The sequence below is a fragment of the Candidatus Allofournierella merdipullorum genome (genome assembly GCF_048426865.1).
In the GTDB taxonomy this organism is placed as follows: Bacteria; Bacillota; Clostridia; order Oscillospirales; family Ruminococcaceae; genus Allofournierella_A; species Allofournierella_A merdipullorum.
This window is the reverse complement of the sequence record NZ_DBFNWJ010000003.1, coordinates 26,462-47,706: the sequence shown is the minus strand read 5'-3', so window position 1 is coordinate 47,706 and position 21,245 is coordinate 26,462. Positions and strand designations below refer to the sequence as shown.

The following is a 21,245-nucleotide window of genomic DNA, read 5'->3' as shown; positions in this document are numbered from 1 at the left end:
GCCTCCGACCACCGCGCACCAACAAGCAGAACGGCGCCGCCCGACGGCGGCGCCGTTCTGCCGGAGAACAGCCGGGAAGGGAGATGCCCGGCGTGAGGATATCAGTGCTCAGCGCCCTGCGCCCCGGCAGCCGCTGCGTCCAGCAGCAGCTCGGCCTCGGGCAGGGTATGCAAAGCGGTGGCGGGCAGGTCGGTGGTGGGGCCCAGTTCCAGCAGACGGGCCACCACCGGCGCCTTGGCCGCGCCGAACACGGTGAGCTGTACCCGGCGCGCCCGCAGGAAATCCGCCACGCCCAGGGTGATGCCCTGGCGCAGAGGCGGCATGTCGGCGGAAAAATACTTCGGGGCCACCGTTTTTGTGGTCTCGGACAGCTCCGCCACATGAGCGGTGCGCTCGAAGGAGTCGCCCGGCTCGTTCAGCGCCAGGTGCCCGTTCATGCCCATGCCCAGCAGCAGGTAGTCGATGCCGCCCCAGTCCTCGATCTGCCGCTCCACGGCGGCGCACTCGGCGTCCAGATCTGTGGCGAGGGCGTTGAACAGGCGGATGTTCTCCCGCCGCACGCCCGCTTTGGAAAAGAAGTTCCGTTCCAGAAAGGACGCGCAGCTGCCCTCCACCTCGGGGCCGACGCCCACCCATTCGTCCAGGCCGACGAACCGGGCGCGGGAGAAGTCCAGCCCCCGGCGCAAGAAGGCCTCGAACACCGGAAGGGAGGTGTGCCCCGCCGCAAGGCAGAGCACCGCGTTGGGCTTTTCGGCCAGCAGCGCGGCCACCGTGTCGGCGGCGTGGCCGGCGGCAAGTTCCGCCGTGTCAAAAACCAGTTTCTTCATTTCGGACTTATTCCCCCAGCAGCAGTTCGATGGGGTACTTCAGGCCCTTGGGCTCAAAGGGCAGGTTCACCTTCGCGCCGCTCTTGGCGGAAGCGTAGGCGGCGTAGATGATCTCCAGCACGGCGCGGCCGTCCTCACCGGTGACGCAGGGGGTCTCGTCCTCCCGCACGCAGCGGATGAAGTGGCTCAACTCCTGGGGATAGCCCTGGTTGAAGGCCTCCTCAAAGATGGTGAAGGTCCAGCCCAGGGAGCTGCCGGCCTTCTCGCTGGCGTAGTCGTAGCCGTCGGTGCTGTAGGTCAGCGCGGAGTTGCCCCGGAACAGGTCGGCGTAGGAAACGCCCTTGGTGCCGTAGACCTCGATGCGGTCGTCCATACCGCCGTGCTTGGCCCAGCTGTCCTCGGCGATGCAGGTCACGCCGTTCTCAAACTCCACCAGGGTGACGGTGTTGTCGTCGCAGTCGGTGGTGGCCTTGTGCAGCACAGTCTTCATGTCGGCGTAAACGCTCTTGACGGGATTGTTCTTGTTCATCCAGCGGAACCAGGCCAGAGCGTGGCAGCCCATGTCCATCATCACGCCGCCGCCGGCGGTCTCTTTTTGGTAGAACCAGCGGCTGTGGGGGCCGCTGTGCTTTTCGGCCTGCTTGAGCATGTACACATCGCCCACGGCGCCCGCCTCCACCAGCGCGCGCACCCGCTCGTACTTGGGCGCGAAGCACAGCTCCTCGGCGTACATCAGCTTCAGATTGCGGCTGCGGCAGGCCTCGATCATCTCGTCCGCCTGCTCCAGCGTCAGGGCAAGGGGCTTTTCGATGATGACGTGCTTGTTCGCGCCGGCGGCCTTCATGCAGGCCTCATGGTGCAGGTAGTTGGGCAGGCAGATGTCCACCACGTCCACCTGCTCGGCGGCCAGCAGCTCGTCGATGTCGCCGTAGGCGGCAGGAATGCCGTGGGCGGCGGCAAAGGCTTCGGCGTGGGCCTTGTCGCGGCCATAGACCGCCACGACTTCTGCGTCGTGGACAAAGCGGGCGTAGCTCTCAGCGTGGATATTGGCGATGAAGCCGGTGCCCAGCAGGGCGACTTTTGTCTTGCTCATGGAAAAGACCCTCCTTTTTTATCTCAGCGGGAAAGTAAACATTCCCAATCCAGATTGTAACATAAATTGCAAAAACGAGCAATAATAAACTTATATAAACAAAATTGTGCAAAATGACGGCAAATGCGTGCGAGACAAGGCGGGAAGCGGCATTGCGGATTCGGGGCCGGCATAGAGTGATGAATGGATGGTGGAAACGGCGGTCAAAATGGAGTACTATAAGAAAAAAGCGAAAAGCCGCCCACAGGAGGACCGAGCTGAATGAACGAGATGAACATTCTTGTGACTCTGAACGAGAAGTACCTGCCGCCGCTGCAGGTGCTTTTGACCTCGCTTCGCACCGCCCACCCGGACGAGCCGCTGACGGTGTGGCTGCTGCACAGCGGCATCGCCCCCGGCACGCTGGAAACGGTGGAGCGCCAGTGCGGGCGGCTGGGGGTGACCCTGCGCTGCCTGACGGTGGACCGGGCGGTGTTCGACTCGGCCCCCGTGACCCGGCAGTATCCCCAGGAGATGTATTACCGGCTGCTGGCGGGGTGCTTTTTGCCGGCGGAACTGGACCGTGTGCTTTACATCGACCCGGACATCCTGGTGCTCAACTCCCTGCGCCCCCTGTGGGAAACGCCGATGGAAGGCAGGCTGTTCGCCGCCGCTTCCCACACCGGCAAGACCGGCCTGATGAACAACATCAACCAGGTGCGGCTGGGCACCGACTGCAAGTACTTCAACTCCGGCGTGCTGCTCATCGACCTGAACGCCGCCCGGGCGCAGGTGCGTCCGCAGGACATCTTCCGCTACGCCGAGGAGAAGGGCAAGGCGCTGCTGCTGCCGGATCAGGACATCCTCAACGCCCTCTACGGTGACAGGACTCTGGAGCTGGACGACACCCTCTGGAACTACGACGCCCGCAACTACAACACCTATCTTCTGCGCAGCGGCGGCGTGTGCGACATGGACTGGGTGATGCGCAACACCGGCATCCTGCACTTTTGCGGCAAATCCAAACCCTGGCAGCCCGGCTACCTGCGGCGGTTCGGCATTTTGTATAAGCATTACATGCAGATGACCAGGCGCACAGGATTTTATCTGGGCAACTGAACGGTGAAAAAAGGCAGACCCTCTTCCGCGAAGCCCGGAAGAGGGTCTGTTTGCTTTTGTGATTATGTTCAGGGCCGGCGGCGTGCGCGCACCACCAGCACCACGGCGGCGATCACCGCGGCTGTGCCCAGCACAAGCAGGGGCAGAGCAAAGCCGGGCAGCGCGCCGCTTGCGGCGGGCTCGTCAGCATCGACGGAAGGAGTCCCGGCGGGGGTGCTCTCCGGCACAGGGCTGGCGGAAGGCGCGGCCGACGGGGAAGGCGCCGGCGTGGCAGTTGGCGCGGGCGTAGCGGCGGGTTTCAACGGGACGGGGGTAGCCGCGCTGCCCGGAGCCGCAGTGGGCGCGGGGGTCACGACAGGCGTGGGGACCGGGGTGGGCAGGGGGCTGGGAGTGGCAGGTGGTTCCTGCACCGTCAGCTGTACCGCCTGTTCCGCCGGCTTGTAGCGGCGGGTGTCCGATGGGGTGAATACCACCGTGAAACTGCCGCCGGACTGGGGCCGGGCATCCGGCTCCTTCCAGGCGAAAGTGCCGGGCACGTCAGCCTTGCCGCCGGTGAGGGCGCTGGCGCTCAATGCCTGCCCCTTGGTGAGGGGAGCGGCGGTGGGCCAGACAGTCACGGAGGGCGCTTTGGGGATGGGGTCCACCTGCTCCAGCTGCACTTTGCCGCCCACCAGCAGGGCGGCGGGCATTCCGGAGGCCTCGGCGGTCTCGTCCAGGAGCTTGAGGTTCTGCTCGGTGTAGTCCCACTGGATGAGACGGGCATACTCCGCTTCCAGCTCTTTCAGAGCCTCTTGCTTTTCCCGGGCGAGACGGGCCTTCTCCGAAATGGAGCTCACCGCCGCCGGGTCGCAGAAGAAGCGGGCGTCGGCATCCAGCTCGCTCAGGCTCTGCTCCAGCGCGGCAAGTTCATCCACGGTACCGGAGGTGGCCAAGCTCATGGGCTTGCCGTACCAGTCCTCGGCCTGCCCCATCCAGCCCAGGGCGCGCTCCATGGCCTGCAGCCGGGTCAGCTGGCTTTCCAGCAGGGCGCGGGCCTCGTTTGCGGCGGCCAGGGCGCTGGCCGGGTCGGAAAGCTGGCTGTGAGCGGCCAGCGCGTTTGCGGCGGAGCCGCGCAGCGCGTCGCCCACATCCGCCTGGCGGTCAACCCGGTCTGCCATGCTCACCGGGGCGTTCAGCTTGCCGAGGATGGAGGCGAACTGAGCGGCCCAGTGCTGGGCCAGCTCCTCGGCCCGGGCGGTGCGGGTGGGCACGATGCTCATGGCCTGGGCCGCTTCGTTCAGAGTCTGCTGAAGAGACTCCACCTGCTCGGCGGTGGCTGTGTCGATGGCGGTTTTGGCGGTGTTGTAGGCATTTTCGATGAGGGCCCAGTCCTCGTTATAGTAATCGGCGGAAGAGTAGCTGCCTTTCAGAGTGTCCAGCGCGGCCTGGAAGCTGTCCTTGATGGCGGAAAGGGGTTTCCACACAGGGTAGAAGGTCACGCTGCCTCCGTTCTCGGCGGTGAGGTTGCGCACCGACTGGCCGGCGAAATACTCCGGCTGGTCCGCGCTGTCGCTCTGCGCCCAGCCCAGGAACACACCTTCCGTGTTGGTGAAAGCGTTGTTTGGCAGGGTCACGCTTTTATCGTAGGTGGCGGTGATGTCCTCCATGGAGCCTTCGCCGCTGCCCGCATCGAAATGGATGGTGTAGGTGTTGGGCAGCCACTGGGCGTAGAGATACACCGCGGTGAGGCTGCTGTTTTTGCCCGCCAGATTTTCCACGACGGCGCCGTCCAGGTAGGTAACGCCGCCCACACCGTCGCTGTAGGTGTGCCAGGAAGCAAAGGTGTAGCCGGTGCGGGTGAAGGCGTTGGGGGTCAGGGCAAAGGAGGTGCCGTAGACGGCGGGCTGGGGTTCCATGCTCCCCTGGCCACCGTTGGGACGGTAATACACGGTGTAGGGATTGGGCACCCAACGGGCGAATAGAGTCTGGCCGTTGGCGGGCAGAACATCCTCCGGGCTCACAGGGCGGGTGAAGGAGGGATCAAGATACCACTCCACATTGTCGTAGCCGGTGAGGGGGTTCTGCTCATAAAAGACCTCGGCTTCCACCGTCATGCCCGGAACATCGGGCAGCACAAGGCTCGTCAGATGATTGTTGGCGGCCACAAAGCCGTTGCCCGCCAGCGCGGGGTTGCTGCTCATGTCCAGGGTGGTGAGCTTGTTGTAGTCGATGTGCAGAAACTCCAGCTTTTTGAGCATGGTGCAGTCAAAACTGGTGAGGCTGTTGTCGAAGGTCTCAATGAACACCAGTTCCGGATTGCGGCTCACGTCCAGCTGTTCCAGGGAATTGTGGCGGCAGTAAAGCTGCACCAGCTTCGGGTTGCCGGAAAGGTCCAGGCGGGTGAGCCTGTTGCGCTCGCAGTTCAGGTCCACCAGTTCCGGGCAGCCGGTGACGTCCAGGTGTTCCAGAACGTTGGTGGCGCAGTACAGCGAACGCAGCCGGGTGTTCTGCCGCAGGTCCAGGCTGGCGAGCCTGTTGTTGTTCACGTTCAGCTGCTCCAGCGCGGCGAAATGACCGATGCCGGTCAAGTCCCCGATGCCCAGATCGGAGAGGTCCAGCGCGGTGATCTGCGCCAGCTCCACGCTGGTGAGCACGCCGTCGGCGCCCATACCGTTCAGGTTGCCTTCATCCAGCAGCCAGTTACGAAAGATTTTGTCGGGGAAATTCGTTTCATTGATGTCCACGTCCTGCCCGAGGGCAAAGACGCCCGCCGGCAAGGCCAGCGCCGCCAGCGCCAGGGCCAGCGTGACGCAGAGGTTCTTCAGCAAAGTTCGCATGGGGAGTCTCCTTTTTATGTTCTGGCGCGAGGCATCCGCGCCGGGCTGCATATGAGAATGATTCCTGCCAAGAAGCTTATTGTTCCATACTTTCCGCCGCTGTCCATACCTTTTTGAAAAAAGGAAAGGTCTTTTGCTGGGTGGGCTGCCGGTTTTTGCCTGAAGCGGGCCCGGCGGGGGAACGCTTGCCTTTTGGCGCGGCATTTCATATACTGTCTATACGACTCTGAAGGGGAGGAGAGCGGGCGCCTTCCGGCCCCGCGTTGCGGCAATGAGAGAGAGAAAGAGAATAAAAAGCCAGGCAAAGGTCTGCCTGAAAAAGCACTGGGCCATCTTTGCGGCGGCCTGCCTCATCGCGGCCTTTCTGGGGGCGGAGTTCTCCACCTCGCTGGGCTTTTCGTCGGTGCAGAGCCTGGGCGCGGCGGTGCCCGGCTCCGGCTTCAAGACCCAGGTGACCGAAAACTCCTGGGAGGGCATCCTTGCCACCATCGCGGAACATGACCTGCAGGCGGGCCGGGATGCGGCCGCGCAGGCCCAGCAGGCCGCGGTGGACGCCGCGGAGGAGGGAGACCCGGCCTTTGGCCGCACCCGGGGCGTGCTGTCGGAGCTGGTGAACCAGATCTCCTCCGGTTCCATCGTGGTGACGGCGGTGGCGGCGGCCGCCTCCATCACCGGCTCAAAGAACGGCGGCATCGCTCTGCTGGTGGTGCTGTTCGCCGCGGGCCTGGCGGTCTACTGGTTCTTTGTGCAGAACCTGTTCCCGGTGGCAATGCGCCGGGTCTTTCTGGAAGGAATGCTCTACGACCGGGTCACGCCCCAGCGGTTTTTGTTCCTGCTGCGGGTGCGGCGCTGGCGGCGGGCCGCTTGGGTCATGTTCGTCAAATACGGCGCCTATCTGTTGTGGAGCCTCACGGTGGTGGGCGCGGTGGTGAAGCATTATTCCTACTTCCTGGTGCCCTACATCGTGGCGGAGAACCCCGACCTGACCGCCCGCCAGGCCATCACCCTGTCCCGGCGGATGATGCGGGGGCACAAGTGGGAGTGTTTTGTGTTCGAGCTGACCTTCCTGGGATGGGACCTGCTGGGCGCGCTCACTCTGGGCCTGTTCGATGTGCTGTTCACCAACCCTTACAAGGTGGCCTGTTTCACCCGCTACTACGCGCAGCTGCGGGCCGAGGCACTGCAAAACGACCTGCCGGACGCCCGGCTCCTGCGGGATACATATCTGTATAAAAAGGCCCCGGCCGACGCCATCGCGAAGAAATACTCCGACGTCATCCGGGTGATGAACACCCCCGACCGGGAACCGGCCCGGCTCACAGGCTGGCGGGGCTTTTTGGCGGACGACTTCGGCATACTGCTTTTTGCCCGGGAGCAGGAGCGGGCCGCCGAGGCGCAGCGGGCGGACGAGGTGCGCCTGCATGCACTGATGGACGACGTGGAGGGCACGGCATACCCGGTGCGCCTGTATCCCCTGCCGGAGGAGGAGCGGCAGAAGCTGGTGGAGTCGCTGAACTACATGCGCCGCTACTCGGTGTGGTCGCTGGCGGCCGTCTTTTTGAGCCTCTCGGTCTTTGGCTGGCTGTGGGAGGTGGGGCTGCATCTGGTGTCCACCGGCCAGTTGGTGAACCGGGGCGTGCTCCACGGGCCCTGGCTTCCCATCTACGGCACCGGCGCGGTGCTGATGCTCACGGTGTTCTACCGGCTGCGCCGCCGCCCGGCGCTGAGTTTCTTTGCCACCATCCTGCTCTGCGGTGTGCTGGAATACGGCACCTCCCTTGTGCTGGAGCTGGCCACCGGCGGCACCAAATGGTGGGACTACAGCGGCTACTTCTTGAACCTGAACGGCCGCATCTGCGCCGAAGGCCTGTTGGTGTTCGGCGTGGGCGGCCTCGCGGTGGTGTATGTGCTGGCGCCCCTGCTGGACGAAGCCCTCGCCCGGGTGAACCGGAAAAAGATGATGGCGGTCTGCTCCGTGGCGGCGGTGGTTTTCCTCTGCGACGCGGTCTGGTCCCAGTTCGAGCCGAACACCGGCCGGGGCGTCACCGACATCGAACCGCCCGCCCCTGTGTCCCGCAGCGCGGCGGACTGACGGATACAAAATCAGCCGCGCCGGGCGACCATTCGGACGCCCGGCGCGGCTTCGTTCGTTTTCAGAGGGATCGTGTTGTTACATCGCCTTGCGGAACATGTCGATGATGTCCTGCTTGGTGCCCTTGCGGGGGTTGGAGAAGGCGTTGCCGTCCTTCAGGGCGTTGGTGGCCATCAGGTCGAAGTCCTCTTCCTTCACGCCCATCTGCGCCAGGCCGCTGGGAATACCCACATCCTCGGCCAGCTCGCGCATGGCGTCCACCGCCAGATGGGCGGCTTCCATCACCGACAGGCCGTCCACGTTCTTGCCCATGAACACGGCGATGTCCCGGAACTTCTCGGGGTTGGAGATGAGGTTGTACTCCTCCACGGTGGGCAGCAGCATGGCGTTGGCAACGCCGTGAGCCATGTCGTACTGGCCGCCCAGCTGATGAGCCATGGCGTGCACATAGCCCAGGTTGCCGTTGTTGAAGGCAAGACCCGCCAGGTAGGAGGCGTAGGCCATGTTCTCGCGGGCCTTCACGTTGGCGCCGTTGGCCACCGCCTGGCGCAGGTTCTCGGCGATGAGCTTGATGGACTGGATGGCCGCCGCGTCGGTGACGGGGTTGGCGTCCACGGAAACATAGGCTTCGATGGCGTGGGTCAGAGCGTCCATGCCGGTGGCGGCGGTGAGGCCGCGGGGCACGCTGAGCATCATCATCGGGTCGTTGAAGGAGACCAGCGGCACGTTGCGCCAGCTCACGATGACGAACTTCAGCTTGGTGGCGCGGTCGGTCAGAACGCAGTGACGGGTCACTTCGCTGGCGGTGCCGGCGGTGGTGTTCACCGCGATCACCGGGGGCAGGGGATTGTCCAGAGTCTCAATGCCGGCGTATTCGCGCAGGGGCTTGTCATGGGTGGCGGCAATGCCGATGCCCTTGCCGCAGTCGTGGGCAGAGCCGCCGCCCACAGTGATGATGGAGTCGCAGCCGTTGTCCTGGTAGACCTTCAGGCCGTCGTAGCAGTTCTCGATCTTCGGGTTGGGCTCCACGCCGGTGAACACGACGCTCTCGATGCCCGCCTCCTGCAGCACGGCGAGGCTCTGTGCCACGGGGCCGTTCTCCACTTTGGCCAGGAACTCATCGGTGACGACCAGGGGCTTCTTCATGTTCAGCAGCTGGCATCTGTGGGCCAGCTCTTTCACGCAGCCGGGGCCCATGAAGTTCACGGAAGGACTGAGATAATCATAATACCGCATACTTGCACCTCCAAAAATAATGACCAAGAACGAGCAAACGAGCACAAATGAGCACGTTTCGCCATTATTTTAGCGGCAAATGAGCAGATTGTCAAGAGATAAACGATCTTTTCTGCTCAAATTATTCTGGCGTGAGCGCGGGGTTTGTGCTACTATAGAAAGGACACGGCAGGGAGGGCAAGCGCATGTTTGAAGAAGAGCGTCAGATACGCATCATGAATGAATTGACCGAGCAGCGCACCATGCTGGTGGGGGACCTGGCCGCCATTCTGGGGGTGTCGCCCTCCACCGTCCGGCGGGACTTGACCGGCATGGAGAAAAAGGGCCTGGTCAAACGCACCCACGGCGGGGCGATGATCGTGGAAGAGACCGACACCAACCTCAGCTATGTGGTGCGCAGTTCCCACAACGAAAAGCTCAAGGCGTGCATCGCCCGGTGCGCGGCCCAGCAGGTAAAGGACGGCGAGGTCATTTTGCTGAACTCCAGCTCCATCACCTCGATGATGCCCCGCTATTTGACCGCAAAGAACATCACCGTCATCACCAACTCCCTGTGCATTGCCCAGGAACTGCAGGGAAGAGGCTCCTGCGTGCTCATTTTGTTGGGCGGCATGTATCTGAAAAACGCCCAGACCATCGAGGGCCCCACCACGGTGAGCCAGCTGATGACCATGAAATACGACAAGGTGTTCATCGGCGCGAACGGGGTGGACCTGGAGTTCGGGCTGAGCACCGCCAGCGAGCTGGAGGCCGCCACCAAGATCGCCGCCATCGGCCAGGCAAAGGAGAGCTTTTGCCTGTGCGAGCACACCAAATTCGAGAAAACGGCGCTTTATAAATTGTGTCCGCTGGAAAAGATCCATTGCATCATCACCGACGACGGGCTCAGCGACGCGCTGCGCTCTGCGTATGCAGCGCACACCCGGCTGCTCATTGCACGCTGAAAAAAGCCGTGGGAACTGTGAACCAGTTCCCACGGCTTTTTTTATTCGGCGGCCTTGTCCCGGCGGTGCAGCACCGTCAGATAGCCGACGCAAAGCGCCAGGCTGACCAGCGCGGTGGCCGGAATGGCCAGACTGATGGTGAGCATACCCGCGCCCGGCAGCAGGCTGAGCAGATAGGACAAAGGAATGCGCACGAGGAAAGCGGTGCACAGCCCCTGGGCCATCACAAAGGCGGTGTGTTCCCGGCCGTTGAAGTAGCCCAGCATGCAGAAGGTCAGGGCGTTGATGAGGTTCTCGCCGGAGCTGCCCCGCAGATACTGGGCGGCGGCTTCGATCACCGCCGTGTCGCTGCTGAACAGGCTGGCCAGCAGCCCGCCGCCCCAGAAGGTGAGGGCGAACATGGCCGCGCCGAAGCACAGCGAGACCCTCATGGCGGAGAACAGGGCGGCGCGGGCGCGCGCCGGCTGGTCCGCGCCCATGTTCTGGGCGGTAAAGGTGGACAGGGCGGACATGAACGACACCGGCGTGATGGACAGGAAAATGAACAGCTTTTCCGCAATGCCCACTCCGGCGGAGGCCACCAGCCCCAGCGAGTTTACGATGCTGATGATGATGAGAAAGGAGAGGGTGGTCAGAAAATCCTGCATGGCGATGGGCGCGCCCAGCCGCAGGATGCCTCCCACCGCCTTCCGGCCCTTGTTCCACTGGGCCCGCACCGAGAAGGGAAGGGGATGGCGGCTCATGTACAGAAGAGAGAACACCACGCTGGAGGCCTGGGCCATCACCGTGGCCAGCGCCGCACCGGAGGCGTTCATCCCCAGCACGCCCACAAAGACAATGTCCAGCACCACATTCACAAGGCAGGCGATGAGCACGAACAAAAAGGGCGAGCGGGAATTGCCCAAGCCCCGGAAGATGCCGCTGATGCCGTTGTAGGCGGTGATGAACAGGATGCCCGCGGAGCAGATGCGCACGTACCGCATCGTTTCGGGCACCGCCTCGGGGGGCACGTTCATCCAGGCGGTGATGGCCGGCGTCAGGGCCAGCATGCCCGCCGTCAGCACCACCGTGACCAGGGCGAACAGCCGCACCTGGCCGGCCACCACCCGGCCGGCGGCCTCCCGGTCGCCGGCGCCCACCGCCTTGCCCACCAGCACGGTGACGCCCATGGTCAGGCCGGTCACCAGCACGGTGAGCGCCTGCATGATCTGGCTGCCCACCGCCACCGCCGACACACTGGCAGTGCCGGCAAAGCGGCCCACCACCATCAGATCCACGCCGCCGTAAAAGGCCTGGAGCAGCTGCGAAAGCACCAGCGGAAGGGCAAAATGCAGCAGCGGCGCCAGAATGGGCCCGGCCAGAAAACCGTTCTTCGTCAAAGCGTTGTTGTTCATGGGTTCCTCCTGCTCACAAAAAAATCGCCAGCAAGCATACACTTGTTGGCGATAATGTATCAAACGAAGCCCCTATTGGAGCGAAACGATTATACCATCTTTTTTTTCGGATGCGCAAGCCCCGGCGGATGCGGTTGTGCAGCCAACCGACTTTTGCCCTCCGTCCAAGGTATACTGTGAACAGGGAGGTTCAGGTGTGGAAGCGCCGGCCCAGTTCCTCCCGCAGGCGGGGCCGCAGCCGCACAATGAGCAGGAACACCGCCGCTACAAGACCCGCCGCCGCGGCAATGACCGACCAGCCCGGCTGCCATGCGCCGAAGGCAAAGAGATCGATGAGCGCTTCCAGCGCCAGCAGCCAGAGGATGAGCAGCAAAAAGAACACACCTGCCGTGGTCAGGCCCGAGCGGCGCCGGGCGATCATGCCGCCCAGAGCCGCGCCCAGGAGGGCGGTGATGCCCAGAATGGGCATCGCCAGCCGCCCGAACCAGCCCCAGCCGTCGGTGAGTGCGGCGATGAGCGCCAGCATCCCCGCCGCGGCCGCCAGGTCCGCCAGCAGGAAAAGAAGCACGGACCGGCCCCGGGCCAGCAGCGGCAGCGCCGCCCAGACCCAGAGCACCGCCGCCGCCCCGGCCACATACACGGACCAGGGCACGGCGGGGAAGAAAACGAGCCAGTTGATGAGGCAGCAGCACACCGCCGCCGAGGCCAGCATGCCGGTGAGCAGCAGCCCAAGGCTGCGTCGGTCCACCGGTTCCACCTCACGGCGGGCAAGGGGGAAAGCGGGCTCCGCCGTCTCGTCCACCGGGCAGCGGGGATTGATCACCGGCGTGCCGCACAGAGGGCAGGCACGGGCGGCGGCGTCCAGCTCCACCCTGCAGTTCACGCAATATGACATGGTCCGTCAGTCCTTTCTGTTGGAGAGTATCTTCACCGGCACGCCCTCGCGCACCAGCCAGCGGAAGAAATCCTGCTCCAGATCTGCTTCCTTCATGGTGCCGGAAAAGCTGAGCGCCAGCGTGTTGCCCATGCTGATGGCCGCGCAGTTGGTGTGGCCGGAGTAGGACTGCCCCAGCACCATCTCCACCCGGCGGATGTGGGCTTCCATCTCCGGCGGCACCCGGAACACCCCGGGATTGGTGAAGGTGGTGGAATAGGGCTTTTCGCCCAGCATCCGGAATCCCGCCGCCATGCCCCAGTTTTTCAGCGGGCGGGGGATGAGCCGCAGCAGCGGCGAGCGCTGCAGGCTCACATTCTGGGTGATGTAGGCCGCCATCTCCTGCCTCGTAACGTGCAGCCGCATATAATGGTGCACCTGCGAAGCAATTTCCGCAAAGGTGTAGTCCCCCAGCTCCGGGTCGATGAAGGGCCGGGCGGTGAGGATGAAGTTGCGCAGGGTGCGGCTGGGGAACCAGGGCCGCAGATTCACCGGCACCACCAGCGCCACCGGCTTTTCCCGCCGCCTGCCCTCGCTGCGCTGGCGCACCATCAATGCCTGGATCAGCCCGGCGGCCAGAAACTCGGTGATGGAAACACCGTACCGCTTGGCGGCGGCGTGCACCTTGTCCACCGGGATGAGGCCCATGATGACGTTCAGCGTGTAAAAAGGCTCCGGCGTGCCGGTGTAGCTGTAGGCCGGGCCGGCCTTGAGGCTGCGCCGGGCCCGGGAGGTGGCGTAACGGGGGTAGGCGTCCTCCCATTCCTCCGCATCGGGGGGCTGGGCCGGGTCCAGCACTTCCTCCGTGCAGGGCACCTCCACACCGCCCAGCCGCAGATACTCCGCCACCAGCGTCTTCAGCAGCACCAGCGCCCCCGCGCCGTCCGCCAGGGCGTGGAACAGCTCGATGGAGATGCGCGGCCCGTAATAGAACACCCGCATCAGCCGGTCTTTGGACGAAAAACGGATGGGCTGGCAGGGATTGGCGATGTCCGGCTCCACCGCCGGCACAAAGGAGGGGTCGGAATCAAAATAATACCAGAACACGCCCCGGCGGATGCGCACCTGAAACCCGGGGAAACGGGGCATCACCCGCTGGACCGCCCGCTGCAGACGCTGGGGGTCCACCGGGGCGTCCATCACCGCCGAAAAGCGGTACACCGCCGAGTAGTCGTCCCGCTGGATGGCCGAGTAGACCATGCCCGCGTTGTCCAGCCGGTACCAGTTTTGCGCGGCCTGTGCCATCTGCATCCCGCCCCTTTCACGTTGCTTTCAGTTGTATTGTAGCACCGACGCCCCCTTGGGGCAATGACTCCGCGCGATTTTATGCTATACTTATGGTATCAGCCACCGTCCGCTTGCCGCGGGCCCGCCGAAAGAGAGAAAACCTATGGAAAACAACAACAATACCCGGGGCGGACTGCACATCCCCATGCCCCATTATTCCGAACCCAGCCCCGCCGAACAGGCGGTGACCAACGCCATGATGAAAGCCCTGCGCACCGTGCGCTCGGCCTCGTCGCCCGCCCCCGCCGACTGGGAGGAGCTGGACCGCCAGCGCCGTGGCCAGAAGGTCCTGGGCCAGCTGGCGGCTCCGCTGCTGGGCCTGAGCTGGGAACCCTTCCAGCTGGGCGATATGCCCGCCGCCTGGGTGCGGCCGGAGCGGGGCCACGACCCCCGCAAGGTGGTGCTCTACTGCCACGGCGGCGGCTACACCAGCGGCAATCTGGGCTATTCCCGGCCTCTTGCTTCCAAGGTGGCGGCCCGCACCGGCTATGAGGTGCTCTGCTTCGAGTACCGCCTGGCTCCGGAGCACCCCGCCCCCGCCGCCCGCGAGGACGCGCTCAGAGCCTGGGACTACCTGATGCTGCAGGGCTACGGCGCCCGGGACGTGGTGCTCATGGGCGACTCCGCCGGGGGCAATCTGGCCCTGGCGCTGACCCTGATGCTGCGGGATTCCCGCCGCCAGCTGCCCCGCCGCCTGGTGCTCTTTTCGCCCTGGACGGACATGACCTTCAGCGGCGAATCCTTCACCGCACGGGCCCAGAGCGACCCCACCCTCACCCCCGACTACATGCTGGCCACCCGGGACGCCTACGCCCCCGGCATGGACTGGACCGACCCGCTGCTCTCGCCCCTCTTCGGCGACTTTACCGGCTTTCCGCCGGTGATGATCCAGGCGGGCTCCAACGAGATACTGTTCGACGACTCCGCCCGGTTGCACCAGCGGCTGCTGGAGCAGGGCGTGCCCTGCCGGATGGAGTGCTGGGAGGACATGTGGCACGTGTTCCAGATGTTCCCCATTAAACAGGCCGACCGGGCGGTGGAGCATGTGGCGCAGTTCCTGCTGGAACTGTTCTGAACGCAAAACGAAAAGGACCGGCATCCCGCAAGGGATGCCGGTCCTTTTTTTGCGCCGCGTCACGTCAGCGTCGCCTCCCCGATGAGCCGGCCAGGCCGGCGACATCCGCCCCGGCGATCAGCTCAAAGGTGACGAGCCCGAGGCCCGCGAACCACAGCTGCATTTCACTGTCCAGATCCAGCACGCCGGCGGATTCCGCCGAAAAGGCCTGGATGCGGCTGTAGGGCAGGCTGACGAAGGTCTTCTTTTTGCGGGTAAAGCCCTGGGTGTTCACGGCGATCACCCGCCGGTCGGTAAAGACCACGCCGTCCCGCAGGCCCTGAAAAGGCTGCAGGATGGCCTCGCCCTCACACAGCAGGGGCGTCACCTGTTCGGTGAGGCGGCTGTCGGTCACAGGGCGCAGTTTGAGAAAAAGCATATTTTCGAGATCGGTCATAATGATCCTCCTTAAGATCGGCTGTTTTGAGCAGGATACCTGCTGTAAACAGCATACAGCGTTTTGGCGCCAAAGGCGGTTGTTCTTCCAACGGACGGACGGCAGAAAAAGTTTTTTTGCTTTCGTTGTATGGCCAACCGTTTTTGGCAAGGGAAAAAGGTATGCTTGGAACAGGTCAGGGACGGCGACTGCCGCCGGGCCGGACACGGAGGCCGCAATGCTTCCGCCTCAAAACAACACCATACAGACGGCCGGCAGACCCGGCCGCACAGGAGGTACAAATGTACTACACGAATGGAAATTATGAAGCTTTTGCCCGCCCCCGCAAACCGGCCGGCGCGGCGGATAAACAGGCCTGGATCGTAGGCGGCGGGCTGGCCGGCCTGGCCGCCGCGGCGTTCCTGGTCCGGGACGCGGGAATGGACGGCAGCCGCATCCGCATTCTGGAAGACAGCAAGCTGTCCGGCGGCGCCTGCGACGGCCTGCTGCGCCCGGAAGGATTTGTCATCCGCGGCGGCCGTGAGATGGAGGACCACTACGAGTGCCTGTGGGACCTGTTCCGCTCGGTGCCCTCGCTGGAGGTGCCCGACGCCAGCGTGCTGGACGAGTTCTACCGGCTGAACCGGGACGACCCCAACTTCTCCATGAACCGCGCCACGCTGGGCCGGGGCGACAGCGCCGACACCAAAAACCGCTTTGAGCTGAGCGACGCGGCGGCGCTGGAACTGATGAGCCTGTTTTTCACGCCGGACGAGGCGCTGTACAACAAGACCATCGACGAGGTGCTCAGCGACGAGTTTTACAAGTCCAACTTCTGGCTCTACTGGCAGACCATGTTCGCTTTCGAGACCTGGCATTCGGCGCTGGAAATGAAGCTGTATCTCCAGCGGTTTTTGCACCACATCGGCGGCCTGCCCGATCTCTCCGCCCTCAAATTCACCAAATACAACCAGTATGAATCCCTCATTCTGCCGCTGGTGAAGTTCCTGGAGGAACAGGGCGTGACGTTCGAATACGGCGTGCGGGTGGAGAACGTGCTCTTCCATTTCCTGCCCGGCAAAAAGACGGCCCATCAGCTGGTGCTGCTGCGGGACGGCAAGCGGGAGACCGTGGACCTGACCGAGAACGACCTGGTGCTCGTCACCAACGGCTCCTGCACTGAGGGAAGCGTCCTGGGCGCAAACGACCGGGCGCCGGTGCTGAACATCGCCCCGGGCGACGGAGCCAGCTGGCAGCTGTGGAAAAACATCGCCGTGCAGAGCCCCGCCTTTGGCCGGCCGGAGAAATTCTGCTCCGATATCGAGGCCACCAAGTGGGAGTCCGCCACCGTCACCCTGCTGGACGACCGCATCGTGCCCTACGTCAAGCGTGTCTGCGGCCGCGACCCCTATGCGGGCAAAGTCGTCACCGGAGGCATCGTCACCGTGAAAGACTCGGCCTGGCTGATGAGCTGGACCTTCAATCGCCAGCCCCACTTCAAGGCCCAGCCCGAGGGGCAGCTGGTGGGCTGGATCTACGGCCTCTATCCGGACGAACCCGGCGACTATGTGGGCAAGCCCATGGCGGAATGCACCGGCGCCGAGATCTGCATGGAGTGGCTGTATCACCTGGGCGTGCCGGAGAGCGAGATCGAACTTCTGGCCACCGAAGCGGCGTCCACCGTGCCCTGCATGATGCCTTACGTCACCGCCTTCTTTATGCCCCGCGAGGCGGGCGACCGCCCCGACGTGGTGCCCGAGGGCTGCGTCAACTTCGCCTTCCTGGGCCAGTTCGCCCAGACCCCGCGAGACACCGTTTTCACCACCGAATACTCCGTGCGCACGGCGATGGAAGCCGTCTACACGCTGATGGAAGTGGAGCGGGGCGTGCCGGAGGTGTACGGCTCCGCATACGACGTGCGCTGCCTTCTGAACGCCGCCCACTATCTGCTGGACGGGCGCAGGCTCACCGAGATGAAGCTGCCGCTGCCCTATAAGATGGCGCTGCTGGCAGGCCTGGAAAAGGTGCGTGGCACCACGCTGGAGGAACTGCTCCTTCAGTACGAACTGGTCTGAAACAGGCCCCAAGGAGGAAATCATTATGAACAACACGACTCACACCGCCTCCCTGCAGGCGGACGGCGCCGCCCGGACGAACGGCCGCGGCGCCCTTGCCCGGGGGCTCGCCGCGGGCATTCCCCTCATCGCCATCGGCCTGCTGGCCGTCTTTTCGCCCCTGGCGGCGGGCTTGTCGCTGGCGTATTTCATCACGGCGGGGCTGGGGCTCTACGGAGCGGCGCAGATCGTCGTTTGGGCAAAGACCCCGCGGGAGCGCCGCAGCACCGACCTGCTGGTGAATGGCGTGCTGACCGCCGGCCTGAGCCTGCTGGCCCTCTGGGCGTCCTTCCAGACGCAGTTCGGCTTCGTGGGCATCGTCACCGCCCTGTCCGCTGCCGCCGCTTTCCTCACCCTGCTGCACGGCGTCAGCCAGTTCTTCGCCTTCTCCCGGCTCCGCAGTGAAGGGGCGGAAGGCGCGGGCTGGGTGCTGGCCGCCGGCGTCCTCAACGCCCTGCTGGCCATCATCATTCTGAGCAACCCGCTGATGAGCTGGTTTGCCATCAGCACCGTCTGGGGCATCTACCTGGGCGCGCTGGGGGTGGCGCTGACCGCCGAAGCCGTTGCGGAGAGCCGCCGGGCATAAATAAAAAAGCAGCCGCACCCGAAAAGGTGCGGCTGCTTTTTTATTCCTTATCGTTGGGGTCCGGCTCGTCGTCGGTGATGGGCATTTCCACCAGAAGCTCAAAGCGGCTTTTTTCAAATTTCAAAAGGCCCTCGTCCCGCATCTTGCACAGCTCGTTGGACATGGCGCTGCGGTCCACGAACAGAAAATCCGCCAGGTCCTGCCGGTTGAGAGGGATCACAAAGGTGCGGCTGCCCGCCTTGTGGTACTGGGCCGAGAGGTAGTCCTGCAGGCGTTCCCGGGTGGGGCGCCGGATGCTGTCCTCCAGCTTGCGGGTGAGGTATTGCCCCTTTTTGGCTACCGCCAGCGTCAGATTCTGTAAAAAGCGGATCTGGGTGGGGGCGGTCAGAACGTTTTTGCGTAGCAGCCGGTCCACACTGAGGAACAGGATCTCCGTCTGGGCGGTGGCGGTCACCGTCACGTGCAGCCGGTAGCGCCCCACGGCGGACAGCTCGCCCAGCGTGTCGCCCGCGCCCAGCACGTCCATCAGGTTGCTGTTTCCGCTGCTGTCGATGTGGAACAGGTGAACGCTGCCGGACAAAATGACCCCGATCTCGGGGAACTCGTCGCCGTCCCGGGCCACAACGGTGCGTTTGGCATACTTCATCACCCGGGGCGACATCGTATCGATGACGCTTAGCACTTCTTCGTCGGTCAGGTTGCGGAACAGCATATTTGCCCGCAGCACCGCCATGTCCAGCTCCCGTTCCATCGCTGCGCCTCCTTGGGCCTTTTTCTCTGTTTATTATAGAACTTCCGCCCTTTTGTGGCAAGAAAAAACCGTCCGTTGTCTAACAAACATACTTGCGCCTCCGCCCATGGTACGATGGGATCAGCAAAAGAAATTTTGCCCAACAACTCAAATTTCAACAAACCCGTCAAGGAGGCATTTTAATGTTTGAATTTTTCTGGACCCGCTCCGCATCCCTCTGGCTCGCGGCACTGTACATCGCAATGGGCGTTCTGCTCTTTGTTTTCCCCGCCGCCAGCAGCACACTCTTCGTCTGAACGCTGGCCGCCGGAGCCGCTGCCTACGGCGTGAGTCACCTCGTCCGCTATCTGCAGGACCGCAAAGCGGGCAAGGGCAACCCGGGCGACCTGTTTCTCACCCTTCTGCCCGCCGCCTTCTCCGCCTTCGCCCTCATCTGGCCCCAGACCATCCTCGCGGTGCTCCCGCTCGTTCTGGGCTCCCTGCTCCTGATGGACGGCGTCGGCAAGCTGCCCCTGGCCATCACCGGCCTGCGGGAGCAGTTCCCCGGCATGATCCCCCTGACCCTCTCGGCCATCGTGCCCATCGTGCTTGGCGCGATCCTGGTCTTTAACCCCTTCGCGGCGGTACGCATCGCGGTGATGGTGTTCGGCGGGGCGCTGGTGGCAGACGGAGCGAGCGACCTTGCCACCGTCATTCTGGAAAAGCGGGCCGGCGCATCCGCCGTCGGCAGCGGCCCGGCCCTTTGAGGCCGGGCCCATCCCCCGCGCTCGTTAAGAAAGAAGGGATCAAATGACCTGGTTTGGCTACACCCCGGCGCAGTGGACGCTGTTTTTCTTCCTGTATTCGTTCCTCGGCTGGATCTGGGAGTCCGGCTATGTCTCTCTTCGGGAAAAGCGCTGGATGAACCGGGGATTCCTGAACGGGCCGCTCCTTCCCATCTACGGCTTCGGCGCCGTTTTCATCCTGCTGTTCACACTGCCGGTGGCCGCAAACCCTCTTCTGGTCTTTCTGATGGGTATGGCCGGAGCCACCCTGATGGAATATGTCACCGGCTCTTTTCTGGAAAACACCTTCCATGTGCGCTACTGGGACTACAGCATGTATCGCTGGAATCTTCATGGCCACATCTGCCTGACCGCCTCCCTTTTCTGGGGCCTGTTCTCGCTGGCGCAGGTGCGCCTCATCCACCCGTTCTTCAGCGGCTGGGTAACGGCGCTTCCCGCCCCGGTGGCGGGGGCGGCCGCGCTGGCGCTGGCACTGCCCGCGGCGGCGGACGCACTGGCCTCTGTGCGGGGCGCTGCCCGCCGGCGCGCCGCCCTTTGACCCCGTTTGCAGGCGAGCCGGGATTTGCCCGTGACCTTTACAAATAAGGCTTTGAAAGTTAATACTAATATTATATCGCATATAAATGATTTGTCTGCGAAAACGCCCCGGCGCCGATGGGACGCTTGCCGGGCAAAATCATTCTTCAAGGGGGGGATCGTGTGCCTGCCTTTTTCGACTACACCGCATCCTCTGTTGACCTGCCGGCGGTCCTGATCGCCAATGGGCTGGGCGCGTGTCTGATGGTGATGCTGCTGACCGGGCAGCGCCGCCACCGCCCGGCCCAGCTGGCGGACGGGAGGATCTTCGCCTGGATCTGCCGCTGCCTGCTCCTGTGTCTGCTGGAGTCGGGCGGTTTTTTGCTGGACGGCCGCAGTTTTCCCGGCGCGCGGGCCGCGGCCCTCGTCTGCAATGCACTGCTGTTCATGCTGGGCGCGCTGCCGGCCTATCTCTGGGTGTGCTGCCTCAACAGACGCATCAGTCGGCGCTGGCGTTTGCTGGCGGCGCGGCCCGCTGGCCTGGCTGCCCTATGTGGTCACGCTGGCCTACCTCGCCGGCGGAACGGTGCTCATCAAGCTGCGCCAGCGGCGCACCGGCCGCTATGTTTACATGCCGGTGAGCGCGTTCCTGCTGCCGGTCTATCTGGGCGTTGCGCTGCAGCTGGTCTTTTACGGCCTGTCCTTTATCTGGGTGGCGGCGGCGCTGGGGCTCACCAGCCTGTACATCAGCCTGCAGAGCGAGCTGACCTTCCGGGACCCGCTGACCAACCTCTACAACCGCAGTTTTCTGCTGCACTACCTCAGCAGCCAGAAAAAGAAGGTCCCGCTGGCGGGCATCCTGTTGGACGTAAACAGCTTCAAGGCCATCAACGACACCTTGGGCCATCAGGAGGGCGACCGCATCCTGCAGGCCGTGGCCCGCATGCTGCAGGAGGCTGCCACCGACAAGACGGTGGCGGCTGTGCGCTACGGCGGCGACGAGTTCGTGGTGCTGCTCATGGACGATGACCCCGCGCAGACCCAGCTGTTCTGCCAGCGGCTGGACCGCTGCTTGGGGCAGCACAACCAAACCGCGGGCGCCGCCAACCCCATCTCCCTTGCCGCGGGCATGGCCCGCATCGAGCTGGGCACGGGCGACACGGAACTGTTCTTCCAGGAGATGGATCGGAAGATGTACGAGGACAAAGCGGCTTTCTATCAGCGGACGCAGAAAGACGACGCCCGCGCCGGCGAGCGGCGCTAACATCGCACAGGGGGCGAA

The 21,245-nt window shown here is 64.0% G+C and carries 18 protein-coding genes; 9 read left to right on the top strand and 9 right to left on the bottom strand.

What is annotated here, in order from left to right; all coding sequences use genetic code 11:
- Positions 1-101: 101 nt before the first annotated feature.
- Both ACMNAY_RS00720 and ACMNAY_RS00715 read right to left on the bottom strand, forming a co-directional pair.
- Complete coding sequence (locus ACMNAY_RS00720) at positions 102-827, bottom strand: 6-phosphogluconolactonase (protein ID WP_418718010.1); 726 nt, start codon at positions 825-827, stop codon at positions 102-104.
- Between the two features lie 7 nt (positions 828-834).
- Positions 835-1,920 (bottom strand): Gfo/Idh/MocA family protein, encoded by a 1,086-nt coding sequence (locus ACMNAY_RS00715; RefSeq protein ID WP_418718009.1) that lies wholly within the window; start codon positions 1,918-1,920, stop codon positions 835-837.
- 261 nt (positions 1,921-2,181) lie between these two features.
- Between ACMNAY_RS00715 and ACMNAY_RS00710 the strand changes: the two genes are divergently transcribed.
- Positions 2,182-3,018, top strand: a complete 837-nt coding sequence (locus tag ACMNAY_RS00710; RefSeq protein WP_418718008.1) for a glycosyltransferase family 8 protein — start codon at positions 2,182-2,184, stop codon at positions 3,016-3,018.
- 68 nt (positions 3,019-3,086) lie between these two features.
- On the opposite strand, the gene ACMNAY_RS00705 is transcribed toward ACMNAY_RS00710, so the two are convergent.
- A complete protein-coding gene (locus ACMNAY_RS00705; RefSeq protein WP_418718007.1) occupies positions 3,087-5,834 on the bottom strand; it encodes an InlB B-repeat-containing protein in 2,748 nt (915 codons plus the stop codon).
- Positions 5,835-6,105: 271 nt separating this feature from the next.
- Here ACMNAY_RS00705 and ACMNAY_RS00700 point away from each other — a divergent pair, with 271 nt between their 5' ends.
- Positions 6,106-7,926: a DUF975 family protein gene (locus ACMNAY_RS00700; protein WP_418718006.1), complete on the top strand. Its 1,821-nt coding sequence runs from the start codon at positions 6,106-6,108 to the stop codon at positions 7,924-7,926.
- Positions 7,927-8,004: 78 nt separating this feature from the next.
- Here the strand turns inward: ACMNAY_RS00700 and ACMNAY_RS00695 are convergent, their stop codons facing one another.
- Positions 8,005-9,162: an iron-containing alcohol dehydrogenase gene (locus ACMNAY_RS00695; RefSeq protein WP_418718005.1), complete on the bottom strand. Its 1,158-nt coding sequence runs from the start codon at positions 9,160-9,162 to the stop codon at positions 8,005-8,007.
- A gap of 185 nt (positions 9,163-9,347) precedes the next feature.
- Between ACMNAY_RS00695 and ACMNAY_RS00690 the strand changes: the two genes are divergently transcribed.
- Positions 9,348-10,106, top strand: a complete 759-nt coding sequence (locus tag ACMNAY_RS00690; RefSeq protein ID WP_418718004.1) for a DeoR/GlpR family DNA-binding transcription regulator — start codon at positions 9,348-9,350, stop codon at positions 10,104-10,106.
- 41 nt (positions 10,107-10,147) lie between these two features.
- Here ACMNAY_RS00690 and ACMNAY_RS00685 read toward each other — a convergent pair whose 3' ends face one another.
- The 3 genes from ACMNAY_RS00685 to ACMNAY_RS00675 form a co-directional block, all read right to left on the bottom strand.
- On the bottom strand, positions 10,148-11,500 hold the full coding sequence (locus tag ACMNAY_RS00685; protein WP_418718003.1) for an MATE family efflux transporter: 1,353 nt from the start codon (positions 11,498-11,500) through the stop codon (positions 10,148-10,150).
- Between the two features lie 190 nt (positions 11,501-11,690).
- Positions 11,691-12,395, bottom strand: coding sequence for a DUF6320 domain-containing protein (locus tag ACMNAY_RS00680; protein WP_418718002.1), 705 nt, complete (start codon positions 12,393-12,395; stop codon positions 11,691-11,693).
- Between the two features lie 6 nt (positions 12,396-12,401).
- Complete coding sequence (locus tag ACMNAY_RS00675; RefSeq protein WP_418718001.1) at positions 12,402-13,679, bottom strand: hypothetical protein; 1,278 nt, start codon at positions 13,677-13,679, stop codon at positions 12,402-12,404.
- Positions 13,680-13,824: 145 nt separating this feature from the next.
- Here ACMNAY_RS00675 and ACMNAY_RS00670 point away from each other — a divergent pair, with 145 nt between their 5' ends.
- Complete coding sequence (locus ACMNAY_RS00670; RefSeq protein WP_394977335.1) at positions 13,825-14,796, top strand: alpha/beta hydrolase; 972 nt, start codon at positions 13,825-13,827, stop codon at positions 14,794-14,796.
- A gap of 64 nt (positions 14,797-14,860) precedes the next feature.
- Here ACMNAY_RS00670 and ACMNAY_RS00665 read toward each other — a convergent pair whose 3' ends face one another.
- Positions 14,861-15,232: a PH domain-containing protein gene (locus ACMNAY_RS00665; RefSeq protein ID WP_418718000.1), complete on the bottom strand. Its 372-nt coding sequence runs from the start codon at positions 15,230-15,232 to the stop codon at positions 14,861-14,863.
- A 281-nt stretch (positions 15,233-15,513) separates the two neighbouring features.
- On the opposite strand from ACMNAY_RS00665, the gene ACMNAY_RS00660 reads away from it, so the two are divergent.
- Both ACMNAY_RS00660 and ACMNAY_RS00655 read left to right on the top strand, forming a co-directional pair.
- The gene (locus tag ACMNAY_RS00660; protein WP_418717999.1) at positions 15,514-17,286 is read left to right on the top strand and encodes an oleate hydratase; all 1,773 of its coding nucleotides are present in this window, start codon (positions 15,514-15,516) and stop codon (positions 17,284-17,286) included.
- A gap of 25 nt (positions 17,287-17,311) precedes the next feature.
- Positions 17,312-17,911, top strand: coding sequence for an HdeD family acid-resistance protein (locus ACMNAY_RS00655; RefSeq protein WP_394977329.1), 600 nt, complete (start codon positions 17,312-17,314; stop codon positions 17,909-17,911).
- 40 nt (positions 17,912-17,951) lie between these two features.
- Here the strand turns inward: ACMNAY_RS00655 and ACMNAY_RS00650 are convergent, their stop codons facing one another.
- On the bottom strand, positions 17,952-18,662 hold the full coding sequence (locus ACMNAY_RS00650; protein WP_394977327.1) for a Crp/Fnr family transcriptional regulator: 711 nt from the start codon (positions 18,660-18,662) through the stop codon (positions 17,952-17,954).
- A gap of 326 nt (positions 18,663-18,988) precedes the next feature.
- Here ACMNAY_RS00650 and ACMNAY_RS00645 point away from each other — a divergent pair, with 326 nt between their 5' ends.
- From ACMNAY_RS00645 to ACMNAY_RS00635, 3 genes are all read left to right on the top strand, one after another.
- A complete protein-coding gene (locus ACMNAY_RS00645; protein ID WP_418717998.1) occupies positions 18,989-19,408 on the top strand; it encodes a DUF308 domain-containing protein in 420 nt (139 codons plus the stop codon).
- A gap of 43 nt (positions 19,409-19,451) precedes the next feature.
- Positions 19,452-19,985, top strand: a complete 534-nt coding sequence (locus tag ACMNAY_RS00640) for a putative ABC transporter permease (protein ID WP_418717997.1) — start codon at positions 19,452-19,454, stop codon at positions 19,983-19,985.
- Positions 19,986-20,516: 531 nt separating this feature from the next.
- A complete protein-coding gene (locus ACMNAY_RS00635; protein ID WP_418717996.1) occupies positions 20,517-21,227 on the top strand; it encodes a GGDEF domain-containing protein in 711 nt (236 codons plus the stop codon).
- Positions 21,228-21,245: the final 18 nt, after the last annotated feature.

Excerpts from the sequence above, each read along its gene's own strand:
- ACMNAY_RS00680 (WP_418718002.1), bottom strand. The coding sequence starts at position 12,395 with ATGTCATATTGCGTGAACTGCAGGGTGGAGCTGGACGCCGCCGCCCGT.
- ACMNAY_RS00640 (WP_418717997.1), top strand. The coding sequence starts at position 19,452 with ATGACCTGGTTTGGCTACACCCCGGCGCAGTGGACGCTGTTTTTCTTC.
- ACMNAY_RS00715 (WP_418718009.1), bottom strand. The coding sequence starts at position 1,920 with ATGAGCAAGACAAAAGTCGCCCTGCTGGGCACCGGCTTCATCGCCAAT.
- ACMNAY_RS00690 (WP_418718004.1), top strand. The coding sequence starts at position 9,348 with ATGTTTGAAGAAGAGCGTCAGATACGCATCATGAATGAATTGACCGAG.
- ACMNAY_RS00655 (WP_394977329.1), top strand. The coding sequence starts at position 17,312 with ATGAACAACACGACTCACACCGCCTCCCTGCAGGCGGACGGCGCCGCC.
- ACMNAY_RS00685 (WP_418718003.1), bottom strand. The coding sequence starts at position 11,500 with ATGAACAACAACGCTTTGACGAAGAACGGTTTTCTGGCCGGGCCCATT.
- ACMNAY_RS00705 (WP_418718007.1), bottom strand. The coding sequence starts at position 5,834 with ATGCGAACTTTGCTGAAGAACCTCTGCGTCACGCTGGCCCTGGCGCTG.
- ACMNAY_RS00710 (WP_418718008.1), top strand. The coding sequence starts at position 2,182 with ATGAACGAGATGAACATTCTTGTGACTCTGAACGAGAAGTACCTGCCG.
- ACMNAY_RS00665 (WP_418718000.1), bottom strand. The coding sequence starts at position 15,232 with ATGACCGATCTCGAAAATATGCTTTTTCTCAAACTGCGCCCTGTGACC.
- ACMNAY_RS00650 (WP_394977327.1), bottom strand. The coding sequence starts at position 18,662 with ATGGAACGGGAGCTGGACATGGCGGTGCTGCGGGCAAATATGCTGTTC.
- ACMNAY_RS00660 (WP_418717999.1), top strand. The coding sequence starts at position 15,514 with ATGTACTACACGAATGGAAATTATGAAGCTTTTGCCCGCCCCCGCAAA.
- ACMNAY_RS00675 (WP_418718001.1), bottom strand. The coding sequence starts at position 13,679 with ATGGCACAGGCCGCGCAAAACTGGTACCGGCTGGACAACGCGGGCATG.
- ACMNAY_RS00670 (WP_394977335.1), top strand. The coding sequence starts at position 13,825 with ATGGAAAACAACAACAATACCCGGGGCGGACTGCACATCCCCATGCCC.
- ACMNAY_RS00720 (WP_418718010.1), bottom strand. The coding sequence starts at position 827 with ATGAAGAAACTGGTTTTTGACACGGCGGAACTTGCCGCCGGCCACGCC.
- ACMNAY_RS00695 (WP_418718005.1), bottom strand. The coding sequence starts at position 9,162 with ATGCGGTATTATGATTATCTCAGTCCTTCCGTGAACTTCATGGGCCCC.
- ACMNAY_RS00700 (WP_418718006.1), top strand. The coding sequence starts at position 6,106 with ATGAGAGAGAGAAAGAGAATAAAAAGCCAGGCAAAGGTCTGCCTGAAA.